This window comes from Steroidobacter sp. (genome assembly GCF_036402275.1).
Taxonomy (GTDB): Bacteria; Pseudomonadota; Gammaproteobacteria; order Steroidobacterales; family Steroidobacteraceae; genus Steroidobacter.
Genome location: NZ_DASWTF010000017.1, coordinates 40,264 through 58,771, shown reverse-complemented (window position 1 = coordinate 58,771; position 18,508 = coordinate 40,264). Strand labels below are relative to the sequence as shown.

16 protein-coding genes are annotated in these 18,508 nt (G+C 62.5%); 10 read left to right on the top strand and 6 right to left on the bottom strand.

What is annotated here, in order from left to right; all coding sequences use genetic code 11:
* Positions 1-107: 107 nt before the first annotated feature.
* Positions 108-536 carry an organic hydroperoxide resistance protein gene (locus VGD45_RS09055; protein WP_331154964.1) on the bottom strand — a complete coding sequence of 143 codons (429 nt, stop codon included), beginning with the start codon at positions 534-536 and terminating at the stop codon, positions 108-110.
* A gap of 104 nt (positions 537-640) precedes the next feature.
* On the opposite strand from VGD45_RS09055, the gene VGD45_RS09050 reads away from it, so the two are divergent.
* Complete coding sequence (locus tag VGD45_RS09050; RefSeq protein WP_331154963.1) at positions 641-1,471, top strand: AraC family transcriptional regulator; 831 nt, start codon at positions 641-643, stop codon at positions 1,469-1,471.
* Positions 1,472-1,553: 82 nt separating this feature from the next.
* Here VGD45_RS09050 and VGD45_RS09045 read toward each other — a convergent pair whose 3' ends face one another.
* Positions 1,554-5,081: a LysM peptidoglycan-binding domain-containing protein gene (locus VGD45_RS09045; protein ID WP_331154962.1), complete on the bottom strand. Its 3,528-nt coding sequence runs from the start codon at positions 5,079-5,081 to the stop codon at positions 1,554-1,556.
* A gap of 269 nt (positions 5,082-5,350) precedes the next feature.
* Here VGD45_RS09045 and VGD45_RS09040 point away from each other — a divergent pair, with 269 nt between their 5' ends.
* Positions 5,351-5,740, top strand: a complete 390-nt coding sequence (locus tag VGD45_RS09040) for a VOC family protein (protein ID WP_331154961.1) — start codon at positions 5,351-5,353, stop codon at positions 5,738-5,740.
* A 6-nt stretch (positions 5,741-5,746) separates the two neighbouring features.
* Here the strand turns inward: VGD45_RS09040 and VGD45_RS09035 are convergent, their stop codons facing one another.
* On the bottom strand, positions 5,747-6,403 hold the full coding sequence (locus VGD45_RS09035) for a tetratricopeptide repeat protein (protein ID WP_331154960.1): 657 nt from the start codon (positions 6,401-6,403) through the stop codon (positions 5,747-5,749).
* Positions 6,404-6,413: 10 nt separating this feature from the next.
* Complete coding sequence (locus tag VGD45_RS09030) at positions 6,414-8,099, bottom strand: tetratricopeptide repeat protein (protein WP_331154959.1); 1,686 nt, start codon at positions 8,097-8,099, stop codon at positions 6,414-6,416.
* 164 nt (positions 8,100-8,263) lie between these two features.
* Between VGD45_RS09030 and VGD45_RS09025 the strand changes: the two genes are divergently transcribed.
* Complete coding sequence (locus tag VGD45_RS09025; protein WP_331154958.1) at positions 8,264-8,728, top strand: GFA family protein; 465 nt, start codon at positions 8,264-8,266, stop codon at positions 8,726-8,728.
* Here VGD45_RS09025 and VGD45_RS09020 read toward each other — a convergent pair.
* Positions 8,725-9,330: a DUF2946 family protein gene (locus tag VGD45_RS09020; protein ID WP_331154957.1), complete on the bottom strand. Its 606-nt coding sequence runs from the start codon at positions 9,328-9,330 to the stop codon at positions 8,725-8,727. The genes VGD45_RS09025 and VGD45_RS09020 overlap by 4 nt on opposite strands.
* 108 nt (positions 9,331-9,438) lie before the next feature.
* Between VGD45_RS09020 and VGD45_RS09015 the strand changes: the two genes are divergently transcribed.
* The 7 genes from VGD45_RS09015 to VGD45_RS08985 all read left to right on the top strand — a co-directional run bounded on the left by VGD45_RS09015 (position 9,439) and on the right by VGD45_RS08985 (position 17,941).
* Positions 9,439-10,713, top strand: coding sequence for an Hsp70 family protein (locus tag VGD45_RS09015; RefSeq protein WP_331154956.1), 1,275 nt, complete (start codon positions 9,439-9,441; stop codon positions 10,711-10,713).
* 86 nt (positions 10,714-10,799) lie between these two features.
* Positions 10,800-11,816 (top strand): DUF6454 family protein, encoded by a 1,017-nt coding sequence (locus tag VGD45_RS09010; RefSeq protein ID WP_331154955.1) that lies wholly within the window; start codon positions 10,800-10,802, stop codon positions 11,814-11,816.
* Positions 11,817-11,900: 84 nt separating this feature from the next.
* Positions 11,901-12,692 carry a Cof-type HAD-IIB family hydrolase gene (locus VGD45_RS09005; protein ID WP_331154954.1) on the top strand — a complete coding sequence of 264 codons (792 nt, stop codon included), beginning with the start codon at positions 11,901-11,903 and terminating at the stop codon, positions 12,690-12,692.
* Positions 12,693-12,718: 26 nt separating this feature from the next.
* Positions 12,719-14,410 (top strand): thiamine pyrophosphate-binding protein, encoded by a 1,692-nt coding sequence (locus tag VGD45_RS09000; protein WP_331154953.1) that lies wholly within the window; start codon positions 12,719-12,721, stop codon positions 14,408-14,410.
* A complete protein-coding gene (locus VGD45_RS08995) occupies positions 14,407-14,988 on the top strand; it encodes an NnrU family protein (RefSeq protein ID WP_331154952.1) in 582 nt (193 codons plus the stop codon). Before VGD45_RS09000 ends, VGD45_RS08995 begins: the two co-directional genes overlap by 4 nt.
* Positions 14,989-14,991: 3 nt before the next feature.
* Positions 14,992-15,759: an alpha/beta hydrolase gene (locus VGD45_RS08990; RefSeq protein ID WP_331154951.1), complete on the top strand. Its 768-nt coding sequence runs from the start codon at positions 14,992-14,994 to the stop codon at positions 15,757-15,759.
* A gap of 349 nt (positions 15,760-16,108) precedes the next feature.
* Positions 16,109-17,941: an ABC transporter ATP-binding protein gene (locus VGD45_RS08985; RefSeq protein ID WP_331154950.1), complete on the top strand. Its 1,833-nt coding sequence runs from the start codon at positions 16,109-16,111 to the stop codon at positions 17,939-17,941.
* A 15-nt stretch (positions 17,942-17,956) separates the two neighbouring features.
* On the opposite strand, the gene VGD45_RS08980 is transcribed toward VGD45_RS08985, so the two are convergent.
* Positions 17,957-18,424: a DUF1203 domain-containing protein gene (locus VGD45_RS08980; RefSeq protein WP_331154949.1), complete on the bottom strand. Its 468-nt coding sequence runs from the start codon at positions 18,422-18,424 to the stop codon at positions 17,957-17,959.
* Positions 18,425-18,508 lie beyond the last annotated feature (84 nt).

Sequence of the window (18,508 nt, the reverse complement as noted above, 5' to 3'; positions counted from 1 at the left end):
CGCCTTGCCGCCGAGTGGCGTCTTTCCGAGAAAATTAAAATAAGCTCCCCCTCCCGTTCACGGGAGGGGCCAGGGGGTGGGTCTCGCGCTCGAATGACCGAGCCGAGTTATTCCTCGATCAGCAACTTCACATCGATATTGCCCCGGGTGGCGTTCGAGTACGGGCACACGATGTGCGCCTTGTCGACCAGCGCCTGCACCTTGTCACGCGGCAGGCCCGGCGCTTTGATCTTCAGCTCGGCCTCGATGGCGAAGCCGGTCGGGACGGGGCCGATGCCTACGCGGCCGGTCACGGTGGTGTCCGCCGGCAGGGCGACCTTTTCTTTACCGGCCACGAATTTCAACGCGCCCAGGAAGCAGGCCGAATAACCGGCGGCGAACAGCTGCTCCGGATTGGTGCCCGGACCGCCGCCGCCACCGAGCTCGCGGGGCGTGGAAAGCTGGACATTGAGTACGCCGTCCGAGGACGCGGCGCGGCCCTCACGGCCGCCGGTGGCTGTAGCTTGCGCGGTATACAGGACTTTTTCGATCGACATTTGACGTGCTCCTTGGTGTGCGTCATTGGGTGAGGAGCACTTTACGCGTGCCGGCCGGACTCGAGCTCACTTAAAATCTGGAAAACTTGATCAGGAATCTCGGAATGCCCGATCGTCTGGAGTCCTTGCTGACGCACTTCGCGGTGCACGCCCGCATGTTCCATTCGGGAGCCCTGTGCGGGCTCAACGAAGTGCCGTCCATTCCGGACGCGGGACAGCTGCACCTCATCAAGACCGGGCCCGTCGAGGTAAACCACGACGGGGAAGACCCGTTGCACGTCACGAACCCGAGCTTGCTGCTGTATCCGCGGCCGTTGAAGCATCGGTTCATCACCGATGCGACGCGCGGCGCCGACCTGGCCTGCGCGAATCTACATTTCGACGGCGGCGTGGCGAACCCGGTCGCCGCCGCGTTGCCGCCGGTCATCTGCGTGCCCCTGGCCGAAATCGAAGGTGCGGAAGGCGTGCTGTCGCTGCTGTTCGACGAGGCATTCAACCAGCGCTGCGGGCGACGGGCCCTGGTCAATCGCCTGTTCGAGGTCGTGCTGATCCAGGTGCTGCGTCATTTGATGGAAAGCGGGCAGATTCGCAGCGGCATGCTCGCGGGCATGTCCCACCCCAAGTTGCGGCACGCGCTGGTGGCCATGCACGAGAAACCCGCGCACGAATGGTCGCTGGATGAGCTCGCGGAAACCGCGAGCATGTCCCGCAGCGTGTTCGCCAACGCGTTTCGCGAAACCGTGGGCCTCACGCCGGGTGCATACCTTCAGAACTGGCGCGTGAGTCTGGCGCAGCAGGCGCTGCGGCAGGGACGGTCTCTCAAGATGATTGCCGTGGAAGTGGGCTACGGCAGCGAGGCTGCGCTGTCGCGCGCATTCAAAGTACAAAGCGGCTTGACGCCCCGCGAGTGGAAACAGGCGCAAGCGGGCAATTGATACATATTCGAGTCCGGGATAACCAAAAAAATCGCCCCGCCTTGCGGCGGGGCGTAGTTTCGGTTCGCCCTCGTTACGTTTCTTATTCTTCTATTATCGTGTAATCCAGTTGGCTTGGGATCGCCAGGGATTGACCGACCGTCAGCGTCGGACGGCCTACGTAATTCCACAGCGCCGTGGACGCTTCGGTGCGATTCGTTCCATACAATGCGAGCGTGATGCTCTGCCACGTGTCGCCGCTCTGGACGATGTAATAAGTCGGCACGTCCGGTGTCAGCACCAGCGTCGCCGGTGGCGCCTCCAGGTGCATGCCGGTCGTCAGCGTCGGATTCCCCATGGCTGTTGCCAGCGCCTCGGCCGCGTCGTCAGAGTCTACTCCGTACAGGGTGGCGGCTAGCGACCGCCAGGTGGCGCCGGCAGGTACGACGTAGTACGGCGTGCTGTTCGAATCGGCCTTGAAGATGGACGGCGCGGCATCGTCGACTTGCGCCCAAACCACCGTGGCATTGTTACCGGCAGCAATGGCCGCGCTGATTTCCGATGCGGGATTGGGCATGGTTTCGAGCAGCGTCGCCGCACCCCACACGCCATCCTGCAAGCGGACCGCATACGCGTCCTGGCCGTTGCCTCCGCCATCGCTGCTCACCCAGCCGACCACGCCGCTGTCGCCGACCAGCGAGACGCTGATCTTGACGGCGGTCATGTTGTTCGCGATCGCCGTCGCTGCGCTCCACGTGCCGGCGGCGGCATCGTAGTAGCTCGCGTAGATCGTGCTCACGCCACCGACACTTTCCGGCCAGGCAGCCAGCGCATCGCCCGAAGGAGCGACCGACAATTCGGCGGTGCTCGCCTGGGGCTGAGTGGCCAGATCCTGCTGCGCACTCCACTGACCCGTCGTGACATCGTAGTGGCGCACCTGCACGCCATGGCCACGCCACAACAGGACGGCATTGCCTTCCGCATCCATACCCAGCTTGCCTTGACGGTCGCCGGCGGCGTTCATCCGCATCACCGGACCGTACGCCAATGCCGTGTTGTCCCAGCGGCGAGTGTTGATATGGAAGCCGGTGGACGGATCCAGCTGTCGCCACGAAGCCGTCGCGTTGCCGTTCGCATCGATGGCGGCCTCGATCTGCATGCAGATCTCGGTGCCAGTATCGATACGGACCGGCGCCGTCCACGTGCCAGCGACCAGACGCGACTCATACACATGGTCAGTCGTGCCCTCGTACTGCAACCACACAGCGACGGCATGCTCGCCGCGGATCGACACCGCCGGGCTCCAGATGGTGTTGAGGGGATCGTTGTCGTTCTCGAGCAGCAGTGCCGCGGTCCAGGTGTTGCTGCTGGCATCGAAGCTGCTGACATACATCGAGTCGGCGGCGCCGTCACTCTGGATCCACGACACGACGGCGTCGCCAGTCGTGCGATCGATTGCCAGGCGCGGCAGAAGAGCAGCGTTGGTGTTCGTGTCGAGCACAGTCGGCGCGCCCCAGCCCGAGGCGGGGGTATAGCGACGCGCGACGACATCGTCTCCGAGCGCCCACACGGCGATGCCGTTGCCGGCAGCGTCGAACGCGACGCGAGGGCCGCTCGCAGCGTCGTCACTCGATTCGAGCGCCTGCGGCGCCGACCAGTCGTTCAACGGCACAGTGAGCAGACTGGAGTCGAGCGAGTAGTACTCGGTTGCCGTCGTGTTGACCCGGCTCCAGTCCAGCGGCGCGCTGAAATTGGCGGAAGTGATGTACGGGAATGAGCTCGGCACGACGAGCTGCAGACCCGCGGACAGCGTCGGGTTGCCGAGTGCTGCTCGCAGCGTTGCGATGGCTGCAGCGTCGGTCACGCCATAAACAGTGTTCGCGACGTGAGCCCAGGTGTCCGTGGCGAGCACGGTATAGAACGCCGGGACGGAAACCGTCACGGTCAGCGTGGCCGGGAAGCCGCTCAGAATCATGCCTTCGCTGAGAGCGCCGCCGCCCATGGCGGCTTGCAGCGCCAGACCGGCTTCAGGCGCATTCACTCCATACAGAGTGTTCGCAAGGGACTGCCACGTATCGCCCGCCGAGACCACCAGGTTCGCGCTGAGATGACGCGCTTCGTAGACCGAGAGACTCGAGTCGTCGGTCTGAGTCCACAGCACCGCCGCATTACCGCCGGCGTTGATGGTGGAAGTCAGCTCTCCGCCAGAAGCGCTGCGAGTTTCGAGCAGGCGGACCGTGCCCCACACGCCATCCGTCTGCTTGATCGAGTAAACATCCTCGCGATTGTCCGCGTTGCGACGAAGCCAGGACACCACGGCATCGTCGCCGCTCATGCTGACCACCGGCGCGCCCACGCCCGTCGTGGTTTCGAGCAGTTCCGCATCGGCCCACGAAGCGGCTGCGGCGTTGTAGCGTCGTGAATAGATATAAGTGTTGCCGGCGTCGATCTCGACCCAGACGGCCATGGCATTGCCGTCCTCGTCGACCGAGATATCGGCGCCATCCGAGGTGGCGCCAGGATGTCGCAGATCGATTTCCGAACCCCACTGACCGGTCGCGACATCGAAGTGGCGCGTGAACACGCCACCGCCGCGCCAGATCAGGAAGCCATTGCCATCGGCATCGAACTCCAGACGCGGGTTGCGATCGCCGCCCGCATTCATCGGCATCACCGGACCGAACGCTTGAGTCGAGTTGTCCCAGCGCCGGGTGTTGATGCGGCGAGCGCCGGAGACTGGATCGCGCTGACGCCAGGCCACCGTCACATTGCCGTTGGGGTCGATGGCGACCTTGGGTTGTTGCGCGGCTTCGTTGCTGTTCTCCACCAGCACGGGCGCGGTCCAGCTGCCGTTAACCAGTCGCGACAAGTAAATACTCAAACTCGCGCCGTCGTTCTGCAGCCACGTCACCGCGGCGTGACTGCCGTTGATGGCGACGGTGGAGTTCTCCTCGAAGATATCGACCGCGCCGGCGGCGGTTTCGAGCAGTTCGGGGGCGCTCCAGGTATTGGTGAGCGTGTTGAAGCGGCTCGCGTGCAGCGAGTCGTTCGTGCCGTCGCTCTGAGTCCAGACCGCGATGGCGTTGCCGCTGGCGCGATCGACTGCGATACGCGCCTGCTTCGCAGGCTGGACGCTGTTATCGAGTGCGACGGGAGCGCCCCAAGAAGCGGAAGCAGCGTTGTATCGGCGCGCGATCATGTCGGCGGCCTGTGTCCACACGGCGAAGCCGTTACCGGCGCGATCGAACACGACGCGCGGGCTGCTCACGGACTCAGGGTTCGTCTCGAGCAAGGCAGTGGGCTGCCAGCCGCCGCTGCCAAGCGCCGGAGAATTCAAGTTGTACACCGTGGTGCGCGACGTGGTCAGCACGGCGGGGTTGGCGGTGGCCGTTGCCGTTTCACCGATGAGGGCCGGCGTCTCGGGCGCAGGCGTACCGGGATTGGTCGTGCCGGGATTGCTCGTGCCCGGATTCGGATTCGACGGGTTGCCTGGATTGGTGCCCGTCGGCGGGCCGGAGTTGCCGCTCGGCAGCGCATTCTGCGTGGTCGGCGGTCCGCCGCACGCACTCAACAGCGCCAGGACTGAAAGGCTCAATAATGAATGTGTGAAGCTGCCGATGCGCGGTGCCATATTCAATCCCGTTCAAAATTTGTTATGAAACCCGACTGCAGTCGCTGCCGATGTGTCCGTTTGCTTTACACATCGACAACGGTTTTTTCGCTCTTTGCGCCTGCCGCTGCTCAATGAGCGCCGCGTCTGTGTAGATCCATCGCATCACACACATTCGCACGCGAAAATAGACTGGCTTCACAAAGTGATCGCGTGCCTTGTAAGCGTTCCTGACACTGGCGCGCAAGTGACGGAAAATTTTCCAGTTTGCCGTTAGAATCGCGTTCACCATGCGCATCGAACATCTCGCTCTCTGGACTGACGACCTGACGCGTGTCAGAGATTTTTACGTCAGATATTTCGACGCTGTCGCGGGCAGCGGCTATCGCAATCCCACCAAAGGATTTGAATCCGTTTTCCTGAGCTTCAGCGACGGCGCGCGGTTGGAGTTCATGAAGACGACCACCCTCTCGCCGGTCGTGCTCGAGCCGGGTGCGCAGCGCATGGGGCTGACCCATTTCGCCATGTCGGTGGGTTCGGAAGAGCGCGTCGATGCGCTCACGCAGCGTTTGAAGAACGATGGTTATCCGGTGCTGGATGGCCCGCGGCGCACCGGCGACGGTTATTACGAGAGCGTCGTGCTCGATCCCGACGGCAATCGCATCGAAATCACGGTGTGACGTGACTCACCAGCCGGAGGAGGGGACGTCGCCGCGCGTGAGCTCGGAACGACGCGCGACCCACTCGGCGAAGCCGTTCGACTCGGCGTCGTTCCGGTTCGCATCGACCCACTCGCGCATTGCTCCCAACAGCTTCGCGGCCTGGCCTTTGTTGAGCGCATACAAGCGCAGATAGTTGAAGCGCGCTTCGTCGAGCCGCTTCATGCCCAGGAACGCCTGTCCTTGATATTCGATGGCGTGCGGATAATCGGGAAAGATGCGCAATGCCTGCTCATAGGCAGCGAGCGCCTTGGCGTGATTGCCCAGCCTGCGATTCGCGTAGCCGAGATACGTGTACGCCTCGTGCATGGAGCCGTCGAGACGGATGGCTTCTTCGAAGTGGCCTAGCGACTCCTTATAGAAGTCGCGTGCCGCGCGCTCGGCGTCCGCTTTCTCGGCGGCAGCCGACGAGGCTTCGGCCAGCGCTCGCGAATGATCGGCGCGTTGAATCGCCGCATAGCCCAGCGTGTAGGCATCGATGGCGCTTTGCTCCGAAAGCGTCGGCGGTAGAGCGGCGCGTGGCGGCGGGCGATAAGCGCCCGGGCCATCGGCGTAAACCGGCGCTGCCGCGGAGGTGATCCACAGCAGCGCCGCGAGTGGTTTGAAGATTCGCATGCCACTCATGATGGCATCGTCAGAAGCGCGATGCTGTCAGCGTAACGTCGGCATCCGCCCAGGCCTTTTTGAAGTCAGCCTCGACCAGCTTGGCCTGCTCGACTTTGTTCTGGGCTTGCAGCGCCTTGTTCAAACCGAACAGCGCCCAGCCATTCTTGGGATTGCGCCGCAGATCTTCCCAGTAGACCGCTTCCGCCTCGGCGGGACGGCCGGCGTCGAGCAGCACCGCGCCGAGCGCGTGGCGCACCGGCGCATGCCAATCATCGGGCTCGGTGTAGATCAAGTTGTCGTGGTAACGCACGGCGCGATCCAGATGCGCGATGGCTGTGTCGTAATTGCCTTGCGCGGCTGCCAGCTCGCCGTCCAGAACTTCGACCGCGACCCGCAACACCGAGTCGGCCAGATTCAGCGACATCGACGACGGAGTCTCGATCAGCTTCGGATCGTTGGCGATCTGGCGCACCCCGGCGATTTCTTTTTTCGCCGACTCGAAGTCCTTCTTGCGAATGAACGCCATGCCGCGTGCGTAGTGACGAACACCGCGAGTGAACATGCTGTCCACGCGAGGCGCAGGCAGCGCGAGGATTTCATCCCACTTGCCGAACCTCACCAAGGCATAGTCCGGGGTGAGCGTGAACGTTTGCAGGATGGGCAGTTCCTTGAGCGCTGCCGGCGGAACCGCCTGCGCGGTCTTGTTGGCGGCATCGATGGCGATCTTGCTCTGGCCTGCCATGCTCGCCGCGAACCACAGGAAGTGCACGTTGTGCGGGTAATAGCCCAGCGGATACAGACCCTGCGCTCGGCACTGCGTGATGTAATCCTCGTCGGCCAGGATCGCCATCTGGTTGGCCTTCATGGCGTCGCCATAGCGACCGACTCGCTGAAAGATGTGTCCCGGCATGTGCACCAGATGGCCGGCCGCCGGCGCGAGCGGCAACAGTCGGTCAGCCGCGGCTTCGGCTTTCTCCGGCGTGTTACTCGCTTCCCACAGATGGATCCAGTAATGCAGCGCGCCGGGATGCTCGGGATTCTTCGCGAGCACGCCATCGAGCGCGTCGATGATGTCGTGAGTTTGCTCATACGGACGGCCGTCGCGCGTCCAATAGTTCCACGGACGCAAATCCATCACCGCTTCGGCATACAGCGTCGCGGCGTCCAGATCGTCCGGATAGGTTTCGTGCAGGACGCGCATCGCGCCGGCATAGGCTTGATCGGCCGCGGCGCGGTCTTCGGGTTTGCCGGTGAAGCGCAGAGCGAGGGCGTCGATGTAGTCGCGCTCACGTTGCGACACCTTATCTTTCAACGATTGAGCCTTGCGAAGATGGGTGAGCGCCTTGGGTTCCTCTTCCGGCGCCATCGGTGCGTTGATGTTCGGTCCGAGCACCAGCGCTTGTCCCCAGTAGGCCATGGCCGCATTGGGGTCCAGCCGCGCCGCCTCGGCGAAGGCGCGTCCGGCTTCGGCGTGATTGAAGCCGTAGGTGAGGTTCAATCCCTGGCTGATGAAGCGTTGCGCCTGCTCGGATTTGGTGGTCACCGGGAAAGTGTGTTTCCCCACATTTTGCAATCGCGGCGCAATGGCTCCGGACGGTGAACGGGAGTCGAAGGTTTCGTGCTCCTGATAGTGTTTATGAACCGGGGTTTGAGCGTTTGCAGCGGCGCTCGCCAAAGCGATCGCGCCGGCGAGGGCCAGATAGATTCTCGTCATGGCTTATTTCCCCATAGATGTGTGCTTCAGACCCACGACAGTGCCTGTTCGTCGTGAGAGGCGGGTGAGTCCCCGCGTGAAAAATCCGTGAAAACCTCCGTCGGTGCGCTGCTTTTCTGCACGAGGTAGCTTACATTGCCGCCGACCACCACGGATCTGAGAACATGACCGACTGGAAACTTCCTTGGGATGGCGCTTGTCGCTGCGGACAAGTGCGAATCAGGATCAGCGCGCCGCCGCTGCTGACCATGGCTTGTCATTGCAAAGGCTGTCAGCGAATGAGCGCCAGCGCGTATTCGCTCAGTGCGGCGATTCCAACGCCCGGCTTCGCTGTCACGCAGGGCGAGCCGGTCATCGGTGGGCAGCACGGGGCCACGCGCCATTATTTCTGCGCGCACTGCAAGAGCTGGATGTTCACTCGTCCGGAAGGCATGGATCAGTTCGTCAATGTGCGGCCGACGATGCTGGACGATGCATCGTGGGTTGTTCCGTTCATCGAGACGTACGCGCAGGCGCGGTTGCCGTCAGTCGTTACTGGGGCGAAGCACAGTTATGACACTTTCCCGCCGGTCGAGGACTATGGGCGCCTGATCGAAGAGTACGCAAAAGAGGGCGCGCGGCCGCGTTAGTCCATCGCTCGCGTCGATACCTTCTCACCCTCGCGCGGAGTTGGGTTGCGTTCGAAGCCCAACTTCGCGGGCGCTTCTGCGAAATCCAGCCGATGCAGCGGTAGCTGGGTTGATCCAATCGACATTGTGATTTTCGTCGCTGCGTGCGACGGCAACTGCAGGGCCGACGCGAGCGAGTCATCATCGACCGGGTTGCCATCGATCGACATGCGGTCGAGCGCCCACTGGAGATCCGCGCCAGCGATTTCGCCCGGGCCGTGCTCGGTCACGAGCACCAGTGCGCCTTCTTCGTCTATATAAGCAGAGCGAGTTTGCTCGACGGCGAGACCGGTGTGAGTCGTCAGGTGCTCGCTGTCTTCGGCGACGATCAGGATGAACGGCGTCGATTCCAGTTGCATGTATCCGCGCTGTGGGCCGTTCTGGAAGTACCAGCGACCGTGCTCGTCCGCTCCGTAGTTGCGATTGATGACCTCGACGATGCGTGGATGGCTGATGGTTTCGCCCCGCACGAGCCAGCGGCCGCGCCGGTCCAGGCCCAGCCAGTCGAACAGCGCCGGCACGTTAGGCCAGCGCTTCAATGCATTCAGCACCCAATCGTCCATCGCGGCGGCCTCATCCACAGTCGTCGGCAGTGTGCCGGCCTCGGCCAGCGATCACAACGGCTGGGACGCCATGCTACAATGGCCGGCCCTTTTCACGGGCCACCTCCCATGCAGCCTATCTCCATTGGTGTCGACTTCGGCACCAGCAATACCGTCATTGCCATGGTGGGCGCGAACGGCGGCTCCGCCGTCATGAAAGTCACATCGCGCCTCGGCGAGAGCGCGGCGTTGCCTTCGATCCTTTGTTTCCGACCTGCCGAGCCCAATCCTCGCGAGCGCCCGATCAGCAGCGCCGGTGCGGACGCGATCTCGGACTATATCTCTCGCACCGGGCCGGCGCGGCTGGTGCAGTCGATGAAGTCGTTTCTCGGCAGTCGCGCGTTCGTCGACACCAAGGTGTTCAATCACACCTACACGTTGGAGTCGTTGATCGGGACACTGCTTCAGCATCTGTACGATGCGACCGGTGCGCGCGAGTTGCTGCGAGATGCGCCGCTGGTCATCGGCAGGCCCATCGAGTTCGCGGGCGCGTCGCCCGATGACGAGCTTGCGCAAACACGATTGAAGGCCGCGTTTGCTGGCGTCGGCCGCGAAGCGGATCGAATCGGTCTCGAGCCGGAGGCGGCGGCTTATGCTTTCGCCAGCCGAGCCAAGGGCCGGCATCTGGTTCTCGTCGCCGACTTGGGCGGCGGCACCAGCGACTTCTCCATCGTCGAAGTCGACGCGGATGGCGCGCAACCGAAGCTCACGCCGCTGGCGCAGACGGGTATTGGCATCGCAGGCGATCGCTTCGATTATCAAATCGTCTACAACGCGGTGTGCCCGGCCCTGGGCATGGGCTCGCAGTTTCAGCCCGAAAGCAAGAAGTTGCCGATTCCGCTGTGGATCTATGCCAACTTCTCCAGCTGGCATCAGCTGTCGATGATGAACAACCGGCAGACACTGCGGCACATCACCGACATCTTGCGCACGGCTGTGGACCAGGAGGCGTTCGAGGGACTGGTGCACGTCATTCGCAACGAAGAAGGCTTCACGTTGTTTCAAGCGGTGTCGCGAGTGAAACAGACGTTGACTGCTCAGGATGCGGCGAAGCTCAACTTCAAAGCCGGGCCGATCGAGATCGATCGCACCGTGACGCGCTCTGAGTTCGAGCAATGGATCGCTGACGATCTGTCGCGCATCGAGGCCGTCGCGGATGAAGCAGTGCGAACCGCCGGCGTCGCTCCCTCCAGTCTCACGCGAGTATTCATGACCGGCGGCACCGCGCTCGTGCCAGCCGTGCGCCAGCTGTTCGCGAAGAAGTTCGGCGCGGACAAGCTGGTCGGCGGCGATGAGTTTTCGTCGGTCGCTCAGGGTCTGGCGTTGATGGGCGTGCCGCGTTGATCATTCATTTTGATCACGCAAGAAAACGGTAAAACTGGCTCTGTATAACGGGCCTTCCTCGTCGTATCGCCTGGGAAGGAGGCACCGTGAAATTTGCTCCCATTGTTGCGCTCGGTCTCGCGCTGACTGGCTACATGGCTACGTCCGTGGCTGGAGATACTGAACACGAGCGCGGCTGGTCCAAAGGTCGTGACAACAAGACCACGGCGCTGTTCCGTGTGATGGGCAAGAACACCATCTGGACCCCGGTGCAGTCGGTGACCGTGAATTTCCAGACCTTTCATACGCAGGGGCTGGTGAAGATCGGCGATACGTTCTTCGTTTCGGCGGTTGAAGTGCTGGAGAGCACCGTGCGCAATGGTGCGTCGACCGATTCGTTGTATGACTTCACCATCGATCGTTCGACGGGCGCCGGTCGCGGCTGGCTGTTCAAGTTCGACGCAGCGGGACAGTTGCTCGGCAAGGTCGAGCTCACCGACGGCAGTAAGTATCACCCTGGCGGTATCGACTTCGATGGCAGACATCTGTGGGTGCCAGTCGCAGAGTATCGCCCCAACAGCAAGAGCAACGTCTATCGCGTCGATCCCAAGACTTTGCAGGCGGAACTGGTGTTCACCGAAGACGATCACATCGGCGGCATCGTTCACAACGTGCACGACGACACGCTGCGCGGTGTGAGCTGGGGATCGCGACGTTTCTACACGTGGGAGTTGTCGAAGCGGGGCAAGGTCCGTTCCTCCGACTGGGTGCCGAATCCGCAGTTCTACATCGACTATCAGGACTGCCACTACCAAGGCGTGGAATACATGCTGTGCGGCGGTGTCGCGAGTTACGCGAGCCCGCGCGGCAACGTCGCGTTCGGCGGTCTCGATCTGGTCGACCTGCGTCGTAATCGCATGGAGCATCAGGTGCCGGTGAACCTCTTCATCGACGAAGGCACCGGTGCGACGGGCACGCTGTCGCTTACTCACAATGCGTTCTGGCTCGAGCCCCGCACCAACGACATGGGCAATGGCTCGATGCGCGGATATTTCATGACCGAGAGCGACAACCAGGCCGAGCTGCTGATTTACGACGCAACTCCCTGGATCAACAGAGAGTGAGCCAAATCTGACGGGGGTTGTTGCCCGTCCGCGAACGGGTCGCGCTAGTATGGCGCGACCTGTTCTCGCATTTGGAAGACACCGTTGATTGCGTTGATTGGCATCGATGTCGATGGAACCTTGGTGGGCCGCTCGGGCGAAGTGCCGGCGGTGGTGTGGCAAGCCGCCGAGCAGGCGCGAGCCGCGGGGATCCATCTTGCATTGTGTTCGGGACGCCCGGCGTTCGGTCTGGCGGCGGAATATGCACGCCGGCTGGATGACGACGGCTGGCACATCTTTCAAAACGGCGCGAGCATCGTGAATCTCGCGACGCACGAGTCACGTTCGACGCCATTGCCGGAAGGCTCCGTGCGCGGCTTGGTCTCTCACGCTCGAGAGACCGAACAGGTGTTGGAGCTGTACGGCGACGATGACTACGTCGTCGAAAGCGAAGCGCCTTGGGCCAGTCAGCACGCCGAACTGCTGGGCTTGCAGTTCAAGCCACGGCCGTTCGAAACATTGTCGCCGCCACTGGTGCGTGCGCAGTGGTTGCTCTCGCCTGAAGATGCGGATCGCATCGTCGCACCGCCCGAACTCGAAATGGCGCACTCCACGTCACCGCTGATGCCCAATGTTCGATTCGTAGGCTTGACCCGCAAAGGTGTGAGCAAGGGCAGCGCGATGCGCGAAATCGCTGCTGCATATCGCATCGATATGCGAGACGTGATGTACATCGGCGACTCTGGCAACGACATCTCGGCGCTGCGTGTCGTCGGTCACCCGATCGCGATGGGTAACGCCGATCCGGAAGTCATCGAAGCGGCCGGTCGCACGGTGGGGCATGTGGAACAGGCCGGTCTGGCCGAAGCACTGAAAATCGCCATCGCGAGCAGGTAAAAAGCAGCCGCGCTAAAATAGGCGGCATGACTGAACAATCGGCTCCCGCCCCCCGCACCGGCGGACAACTCATCGTCGATCAACTGCTGACGCACGGAGCCGAGCTTGCTTTTTGCGTTCCCGGCGAAAGCTACCTGCCGGTGCTGGACGCATTGTATGCAGTCCGCGATCGGATCCGGTTGATCACCTGCCGCCACGAGAACGGCGCGGCCAACATGGCAGAGGCGTACGGCAAGCTCACCGGCAAGCCTGGCATCTGTCTGGTGACGCGCGGACCCGGGGCGACCAATGCGTCGATCGGTGTACACACTGCGTTCCAGGATTCCACGCCGATGATCCTGTTGATCGGTCAGGTGGGCACCGACTTCATGGAGCGCGAGGCGTTTCAGGAGATCGATTACCGTCGCATGTTCGGTCCCATGTCGAAATGGGTGGCGCAGATCGATCGCACCGATCGCATTCCCGAATTCATCGCGCGCGCTTATCAAGTGGCGACCAGCGGGCGCATGGGGCCGGTGGTGCTCGCGTTGCCTGAAGACGTGCTGACCGGCACGGCTGCAGTTGCCGATGCTCGTCCGTGGCAACGCGTCGAGTCCGCGCCTTCGCCAGAATCGATGAGCAAGCTGTCGCAAATGCTCAGCGAAGCGCAGCGGCCCTTCTTGTTGGCAGGTGGCAGCGGCTGGAACGAAGCAGCTTGCGATCGACTGCGACGCTTCGCCGAGACGCAGCAGATTCCGGTTGGATGTGAGTTCCGCTCGCAGGACTTGCTCGACAACGCACATCCGAACTATGCGGGCGACGTCGGCATCGGCATCAATCCCAAGCTGGCCGAGCGCATCAAAGCTTCCGATTTGTTGATCGTGCTGGGCGCGCGGCTCGGCGAGATCACCACCAGCGGTTACGGCCTGATCGCCGGTCCCGTGCCGGCGCAACGGCTCGTGCATATCTATCCCGAGGCGGAAGAGCTGGGACGTTTCTATCACGCGGATCTCATGATCAATGCCACCATGCCGGCGATGTCCAACGCGCTGGCGGCGCTGCCCAAGCTGACGCGGGCCGACTTGAACGCTCAGGCCGTCGCTGCGAACGAAGATTATCGCGCCTGGCAGGGCCGGAAAGAGATTCCAGGCAAGGTGCAGATGTGGGACGTGATCCAGCATCTGGATCGTGTGATGCCGCCGGACGTTATCGTCACCAACGGCGCGGGCAACTACACGACGTGGGCGCATCGATTCCATCGGTATCGCGGCTTTCGCACGCAGCTCGCGCCGACGTCGGGCGCCATGGGTTATGGCGTGCCGGCCGGAATCTCGGCCAAGGCGCTCTACCCGAAGCGCACCGTCGTTGCGTTCGCCGGTGACGGTTGTTTCCTGATGACGGGCCAGGAGCTGGCGACTGCCGTTCAGTATCAGCTCAACGTGATCATCATCGTGGTCAATAACAATATGTACGGCACCATCCGCATGCACCAGGAACGTGAGTATCCCGCACGCGTGCATGGCACTTCCCTGGTAAATCCCGACTTCGCCGCGTACGCGACGGCGTTCGGTGCGCATGGCGAGCTGGTGGAGACGACAGAGCAGTTCGCGCCGGCGCTGGAGCGGGCCATGGCCGCGGGCAAGCCCGCACTGATCGAAATCCGCATCGATCCCGAAGCCATCACGCCGAATGCGACGCTGCAGTCGATTCGTAACGCGGGTCAGCAGGGGGCGCGATGATCTATCTCATTCTTGGTTTGGTGATCTTCCTTGGCGTGCACTCGGTGGAGATTTTCTCGCCGACGTTTCGAAGCCGCACCGTAGCGAGGATGGGCGAGGGCGCCTACAAAGGCATTTACTCGGTGCTGTCCATCATTGGTTTCGTACTGCTCGTGTGGGGCTACGGCGTCGCGCGTCAGGATCCGATCCTGGTGTATGCGCCGCCTGCGTGGACTCGACACTTGGCTGCGCTGGTGATGCTGCCGGTGTTTCCTTTGCTGCTCGCCGCTTACTTGCCCGGCCGCATCAAAGCGGCCGTGAAGCATCCGATGCTCGCAGCGATCAAGGCTTGGGCCTTCGCGCACCTGCTCGCGAACGGCATGCTCGCGGACTTGCTGCTGTTCGGCGGCTTTCTAATCTGGGCTGTCGCGGATCGGATTTCGGTGAAGCGCCGCGCCGTGGTTCGACCGGTGCCAGGTCCGCCGCCGATGAAATACAACGACGTGATCGCCGTGGTCGGCGGCCTCGCGTTGTATGTGATCTTTGCCATGTGGCTGCACGTGCGGTGGATTGGAGTGTCGCCGTTTCCGCCGATGTAAGTTGTGAAACCATTGCTCAACGCGGTCCTGTTTGTCGCGCTTGTCTACGTCGGCCTGTGCGTCGCGTTGTTCTTCTTGCAGCGTTCGCTGCTTTACTTCCCGCAACCGCGTCCGCGGGGCGAGACGTCGGCGACGCTGCCGTTGAAGGTGGACGGAGCCGATCTGGTCGTCAGTGTGCGCGAGTTCGACGGGCCGAATGCCATCGTGTACTTCGGCGGCAATGGGGAGGACGTTACACACAACATGCCGTCGTTCTCCGCCGCGTTCCCTGACTACGCGCTGTACTTGATGAACTACCGTGGCTTTGGCGGCAGTTCGGGCAGCCCTGGTGAATCAGTCATCCAGCAGGATGCGCTGGCGTTGTTCGATCACGTTCATGCCCGACATTCCGATGTCGTGGTCATGGGGCGCAGTCTGGGATCGGGTGTCGCGATCCGGCTCGCCAGTCAGCGTCCTGCGTCGGGGCTGGTGCTCATCACGCCGTATTCGAGCATTGTCGAGTTGGGCGCGCGGCAGTTTCCGATGTTTCCAGTGAAGTGGCTGCTGCAGGATAAATATGAATCCTGGCGTTATGCGCCCGAGATTACCGTGCCGACCACGTTGGTGGTGGCCGAGCACGATGAGATCATTCCGCGTGCGAGCAGTGAGGATTTGTATGCGCGGTTCCGGCCCGGGGTCGCGTCGCTGGAATTGATTCCGGGCGTCGGTCATAACGACCTCGGAGCGACGCCGTTATATGTGCAATCGTTGCAAAGGGCGCTGAAGCGCTGAGTCGTTTACGCGGTTTTTCTCCGGCCGGAAGACCCACCCCCTGCCCCCTCCCGTGTACGGGAGGGGGACATTATTTTTTATTTTTTTCTTTCAGAGAGAGCAAGAGTTGCTGGCTGGCGTACTCGGGCTTGCCCAAAGCAGCCAACAATGATTCAATAATCGTCCCGTCATTGACCTTAGCGAAGAAGGAGGGCGCCGATGAAACCATCCAGCATGCACCTCCCACCCGTGCGTACCCGGTAATCCCGGACCTCGGTCAGGCAGTCCCGCGGCTCCAGCTTGAAGTTGGCCGCCGCATCCTCAGGTCAGTCGTCTTCGCAAGGATAGCGCGGTAACGCGCTCGCTCATCATGGTCAAATCTCGCGCCGAGGGCTCGCAGGTCCTCCGTAATGTTCTGTTTTTCACCTTCCGGCACTGGGCTGCTCACAAGGGCCTGGCGATCACCGTGGCCGTCGCGATGATGTTGGCGACGCTCACGGAAGTCGTCGTTCCGGTGTACGCAGGGCGGCTGGTCGACGCGCTTGCTCAAGGTCGGGCCGCGGCCGATGTCGCGTTCCATTCTTTTCTCGTCATGGTGGGGCTCGGGCTGACGATGGTGGTGCTGCGCCATCTCGCCTGGTGGGGCATCGTGCCGTTCACTTTGAGCATCATGCGCAAAGTGGCGCAGGGTGCGTTTCATCGCGTGCAACGTTTCTCGACCGACTGGCACAACAACAGTTTTGCCGGCTCCACCGTGCGCAAGATCACGCGCGGCATGTGGGCGCTCGACATGATCAACGACGTGCTGCTGCTCGCGCTGCTGCCTTCGCTGGTGGTGTTGGTGGGAACGGTGCTGCTGCTCGGGCAGCGCTGGCCGATCATGGGCTTGGTCATGGCGCTGGGCTCGATTGCCTACGTCGCGATGACGGTGATGCTGGCGACGCGCATCATCGCGCCGGCTTCACGCCTGTCCAACGCTCAAGATACGCGCATGGGCGGTGTGCTCGCGGACGCGCTCGGCGCCAATGCGGTCGTGAAATCTTTCGGTGCTGAAGTGCGTGAAGATGCGCGGCTGGGTCGTGTCGTGGACAAATGGTCACGACGCACCGAGCGTACCTGGATGTTTCATACCTGGAGCGGCACGGGGCAGCTGGCATTGCTCTGGCTGGTGCGCTCGGCGGTGACTGGAACGGCCTTGTGGCTGTGGTGGCAGGGTCGCGCGACACCCGGTGAGATTACCTATGTACTCACGACTTACTTCGTCGTGCACGGCTACTTGCGTGACATCGGGCAGCACGTGCATCACCTGCAACGCTCCGTGAACGACATGGAAGAAATGGTCCAGCTGCATTCGGAGCCCATGGGCGTGGCGGACTCGCCGGGCGCGCGGCCGTTGCGCATCGAATCGGGCGAAGTGCGTTTCGATCACGTGACGTTTTGTTACGCCGGTCAGCAGACGCCGCTGTATCGCGACTTGAACGTGCGTATCGCGCCGGGTGAGCGCATCGGCCTGGTTGGGCATTCGGGCTCGGGCAAGACCACGTTCGTGAAGCTGATTCAACGGCTGTACGACGTGACCGAGGGCCGGATCCTGATCGACGGCCAGAACGTCGCACAGGCCACGCAGGAGTCGCTGCGTTCGCAGATCGCGATCGTGCAGCAGGAGCCGATTCTGTTTCATCGCAGCCTGGCCGAGAACATCTCGTATGCGCGGCCCGATGCGACGATGGCGGAAATCGAGCGCGCTGCTCAGTTGGCGAATGCTCACGATTTCATCGTGCGCTTGCCGCGTGGTTATCAAACGCTGGTGGGCGAGCGTGGCGTGAAGCTATCCGGTGGCGAGCGTCAGCGCGTGGCGCTGGCGCGGGCGTTCCTTGCGAACGCGCCGATTCTGATTCTGGACGAGGCGACCTCGAGCCTCGACTCCGAATCGGAAGCGCTGATCCAGGAAGCGATGGATCGCCTGATGTCGGGCCGCACGTCCATCGTCATCGCGCATCGTCTGTCGACGGTGCGTGCGATGGATCGCATCCTGGTGTTCGAGCGCGGCCGCATCGTCGAGGAGGGCAGTCACGAAATGCTGGTCCGCCGGTCGCACGGCCACTACCGACGTTTGTTCGAACGCCAATCCGGCGGCATCGTCGGCGCGCCCAACGTCGCTCGCTTTCCTCACGATCTGGCCGCAGGCGGCGAGGCGGGTTAATCCCGCCTCGTTCCATCACACTCGATCCACGCGCGCGGCGTAGCAGCCGGGTTTGGCGTTGTGAATGTGCAGATAAGTCACGTCAGGAGTGGAGAACAGCAGCTCGATGACGCGTTCGAGCGCCGTGCCTGGAGTGACCTCGGCTCCTTTCATCATGCCGCGACCATCGAAGGCGCGAACAGATAACAAGCGAGTACGTAGCTGCGCCGGGACTTCGTCGCTGCCAAGTTGCGCTTCGGTGGCGGACTCGCGCACATAGATGGCATGGCGTGAGCGATAGGGAGAGGCGACGGCGAGGTGCTCGTAGTTGAGCAGGATGAGCCGCTCGCCAACTTCAGCATCCTGCAGGCTGACACGGCAGGGAAAGCCGGGACTACGGTCGGCGATCGCTCGGACCGCATCGTGATGCGCCAACTCCTCGTCCGAGAGTGCGAACAGCGGTGCAAAGGAGTTCAAGGGAAGGCCGGAGATCTGGAAGTGCATGGCGGGCTACCTGGCGTCGAGTGAGCTCAGGATGCCGCCGGCGCAGGCGCCACACACTCCGATTCTTGTCCCCATACATTATGA

Coding starts and splice junctions, on each gene's coding strand:
- VGD45_RS09055 (WP_331154964.1), bottom strand. CDS start 536: ATGTCGATCGAAAAAGTCCTGTATACCGCGCAAGCTACAGCCACCGGC.
- VGD45_RS09015 (WP_331154956.1), top strand. CDS start 9,439: ATGCAGCCTATCTCCATTGGTGTCGACTTCGGCACCAGCAATACCGTC.
- VGD45_RS09045 (WP_331154962.1), bottom strand. CDS start 5,081: ATGGCACCGCGCATCGGCAGCTTCACACATTCATTATTGAGCCTTTCA.
- VGD45_RS08995 (WP_331154952.1), top strand. CDS start 14,407: ATGATCTATCTCATTCTTGGTTTGGTGATCTTCCTTGGCGTGCACTCG.
- VGD45_RS09030 (WP_331154959.1), bottom strand. CDS start 8,099: ATGACGAGAATCTATCTGGCCCTCGCCGGCGCGATCGCTTTGGCGAGC.
- VGD45_RS09035 (WP_331154960.1), bottom strand. CDS start 6,403: ATGAGTGGCATGCGAATCTTCAAACCACTCGCGGCGCTGCTGTGGATC.
- VGD45_RS09000 (WP_331154953.1), top strand. CDS start 12,719: ATGACTGAACAATCGGCTCCCGCCCCCCGCACCGGCGGACAACTCATC.
- VGD45_RS09040 (WP_331154961.1), top strand. CDS start 5,351: ATGCGCATCGAACATCTCGCTCTCTGGACTGACGACCTGACGCGTGTC.
- VGD45_RS08980 (WP_331154949.1), bottom strand. CDS start 18,424: ATGCACTTCCAGATCTCCGGCCTTCCCTTGAACTCCTTTGCACCGCTG.
- VGD45_RS09025 (WP_331154958.1), top strand. CDS start 8,264: ATGACCGACTGGAAACTTCCTTGGGATGGCGCTTGTCGCTGCGGACAA.
- VGD45_RS08985 (WP_331154950.1), top strand. CDS start 16,109: ATGGTCAAATCTCGCGCCGAGGGCTCGCAGGTCCTCCGTAATGTTCTG.
- VGD45_RS09020 (WP_331154957.1), bottom strand. CDS start 9,330: ATGGACGATTGGGTGCTGAATGCATTGAAGCGCTGGCCTAACGTGCCG.
- VGD45_RS09050 (WP_331154963.1), top strand. CDS start 641: ATGCCCGATCGTCTGGAGTCCTTGCTGACGCACTTCGCGGTGCACGCC.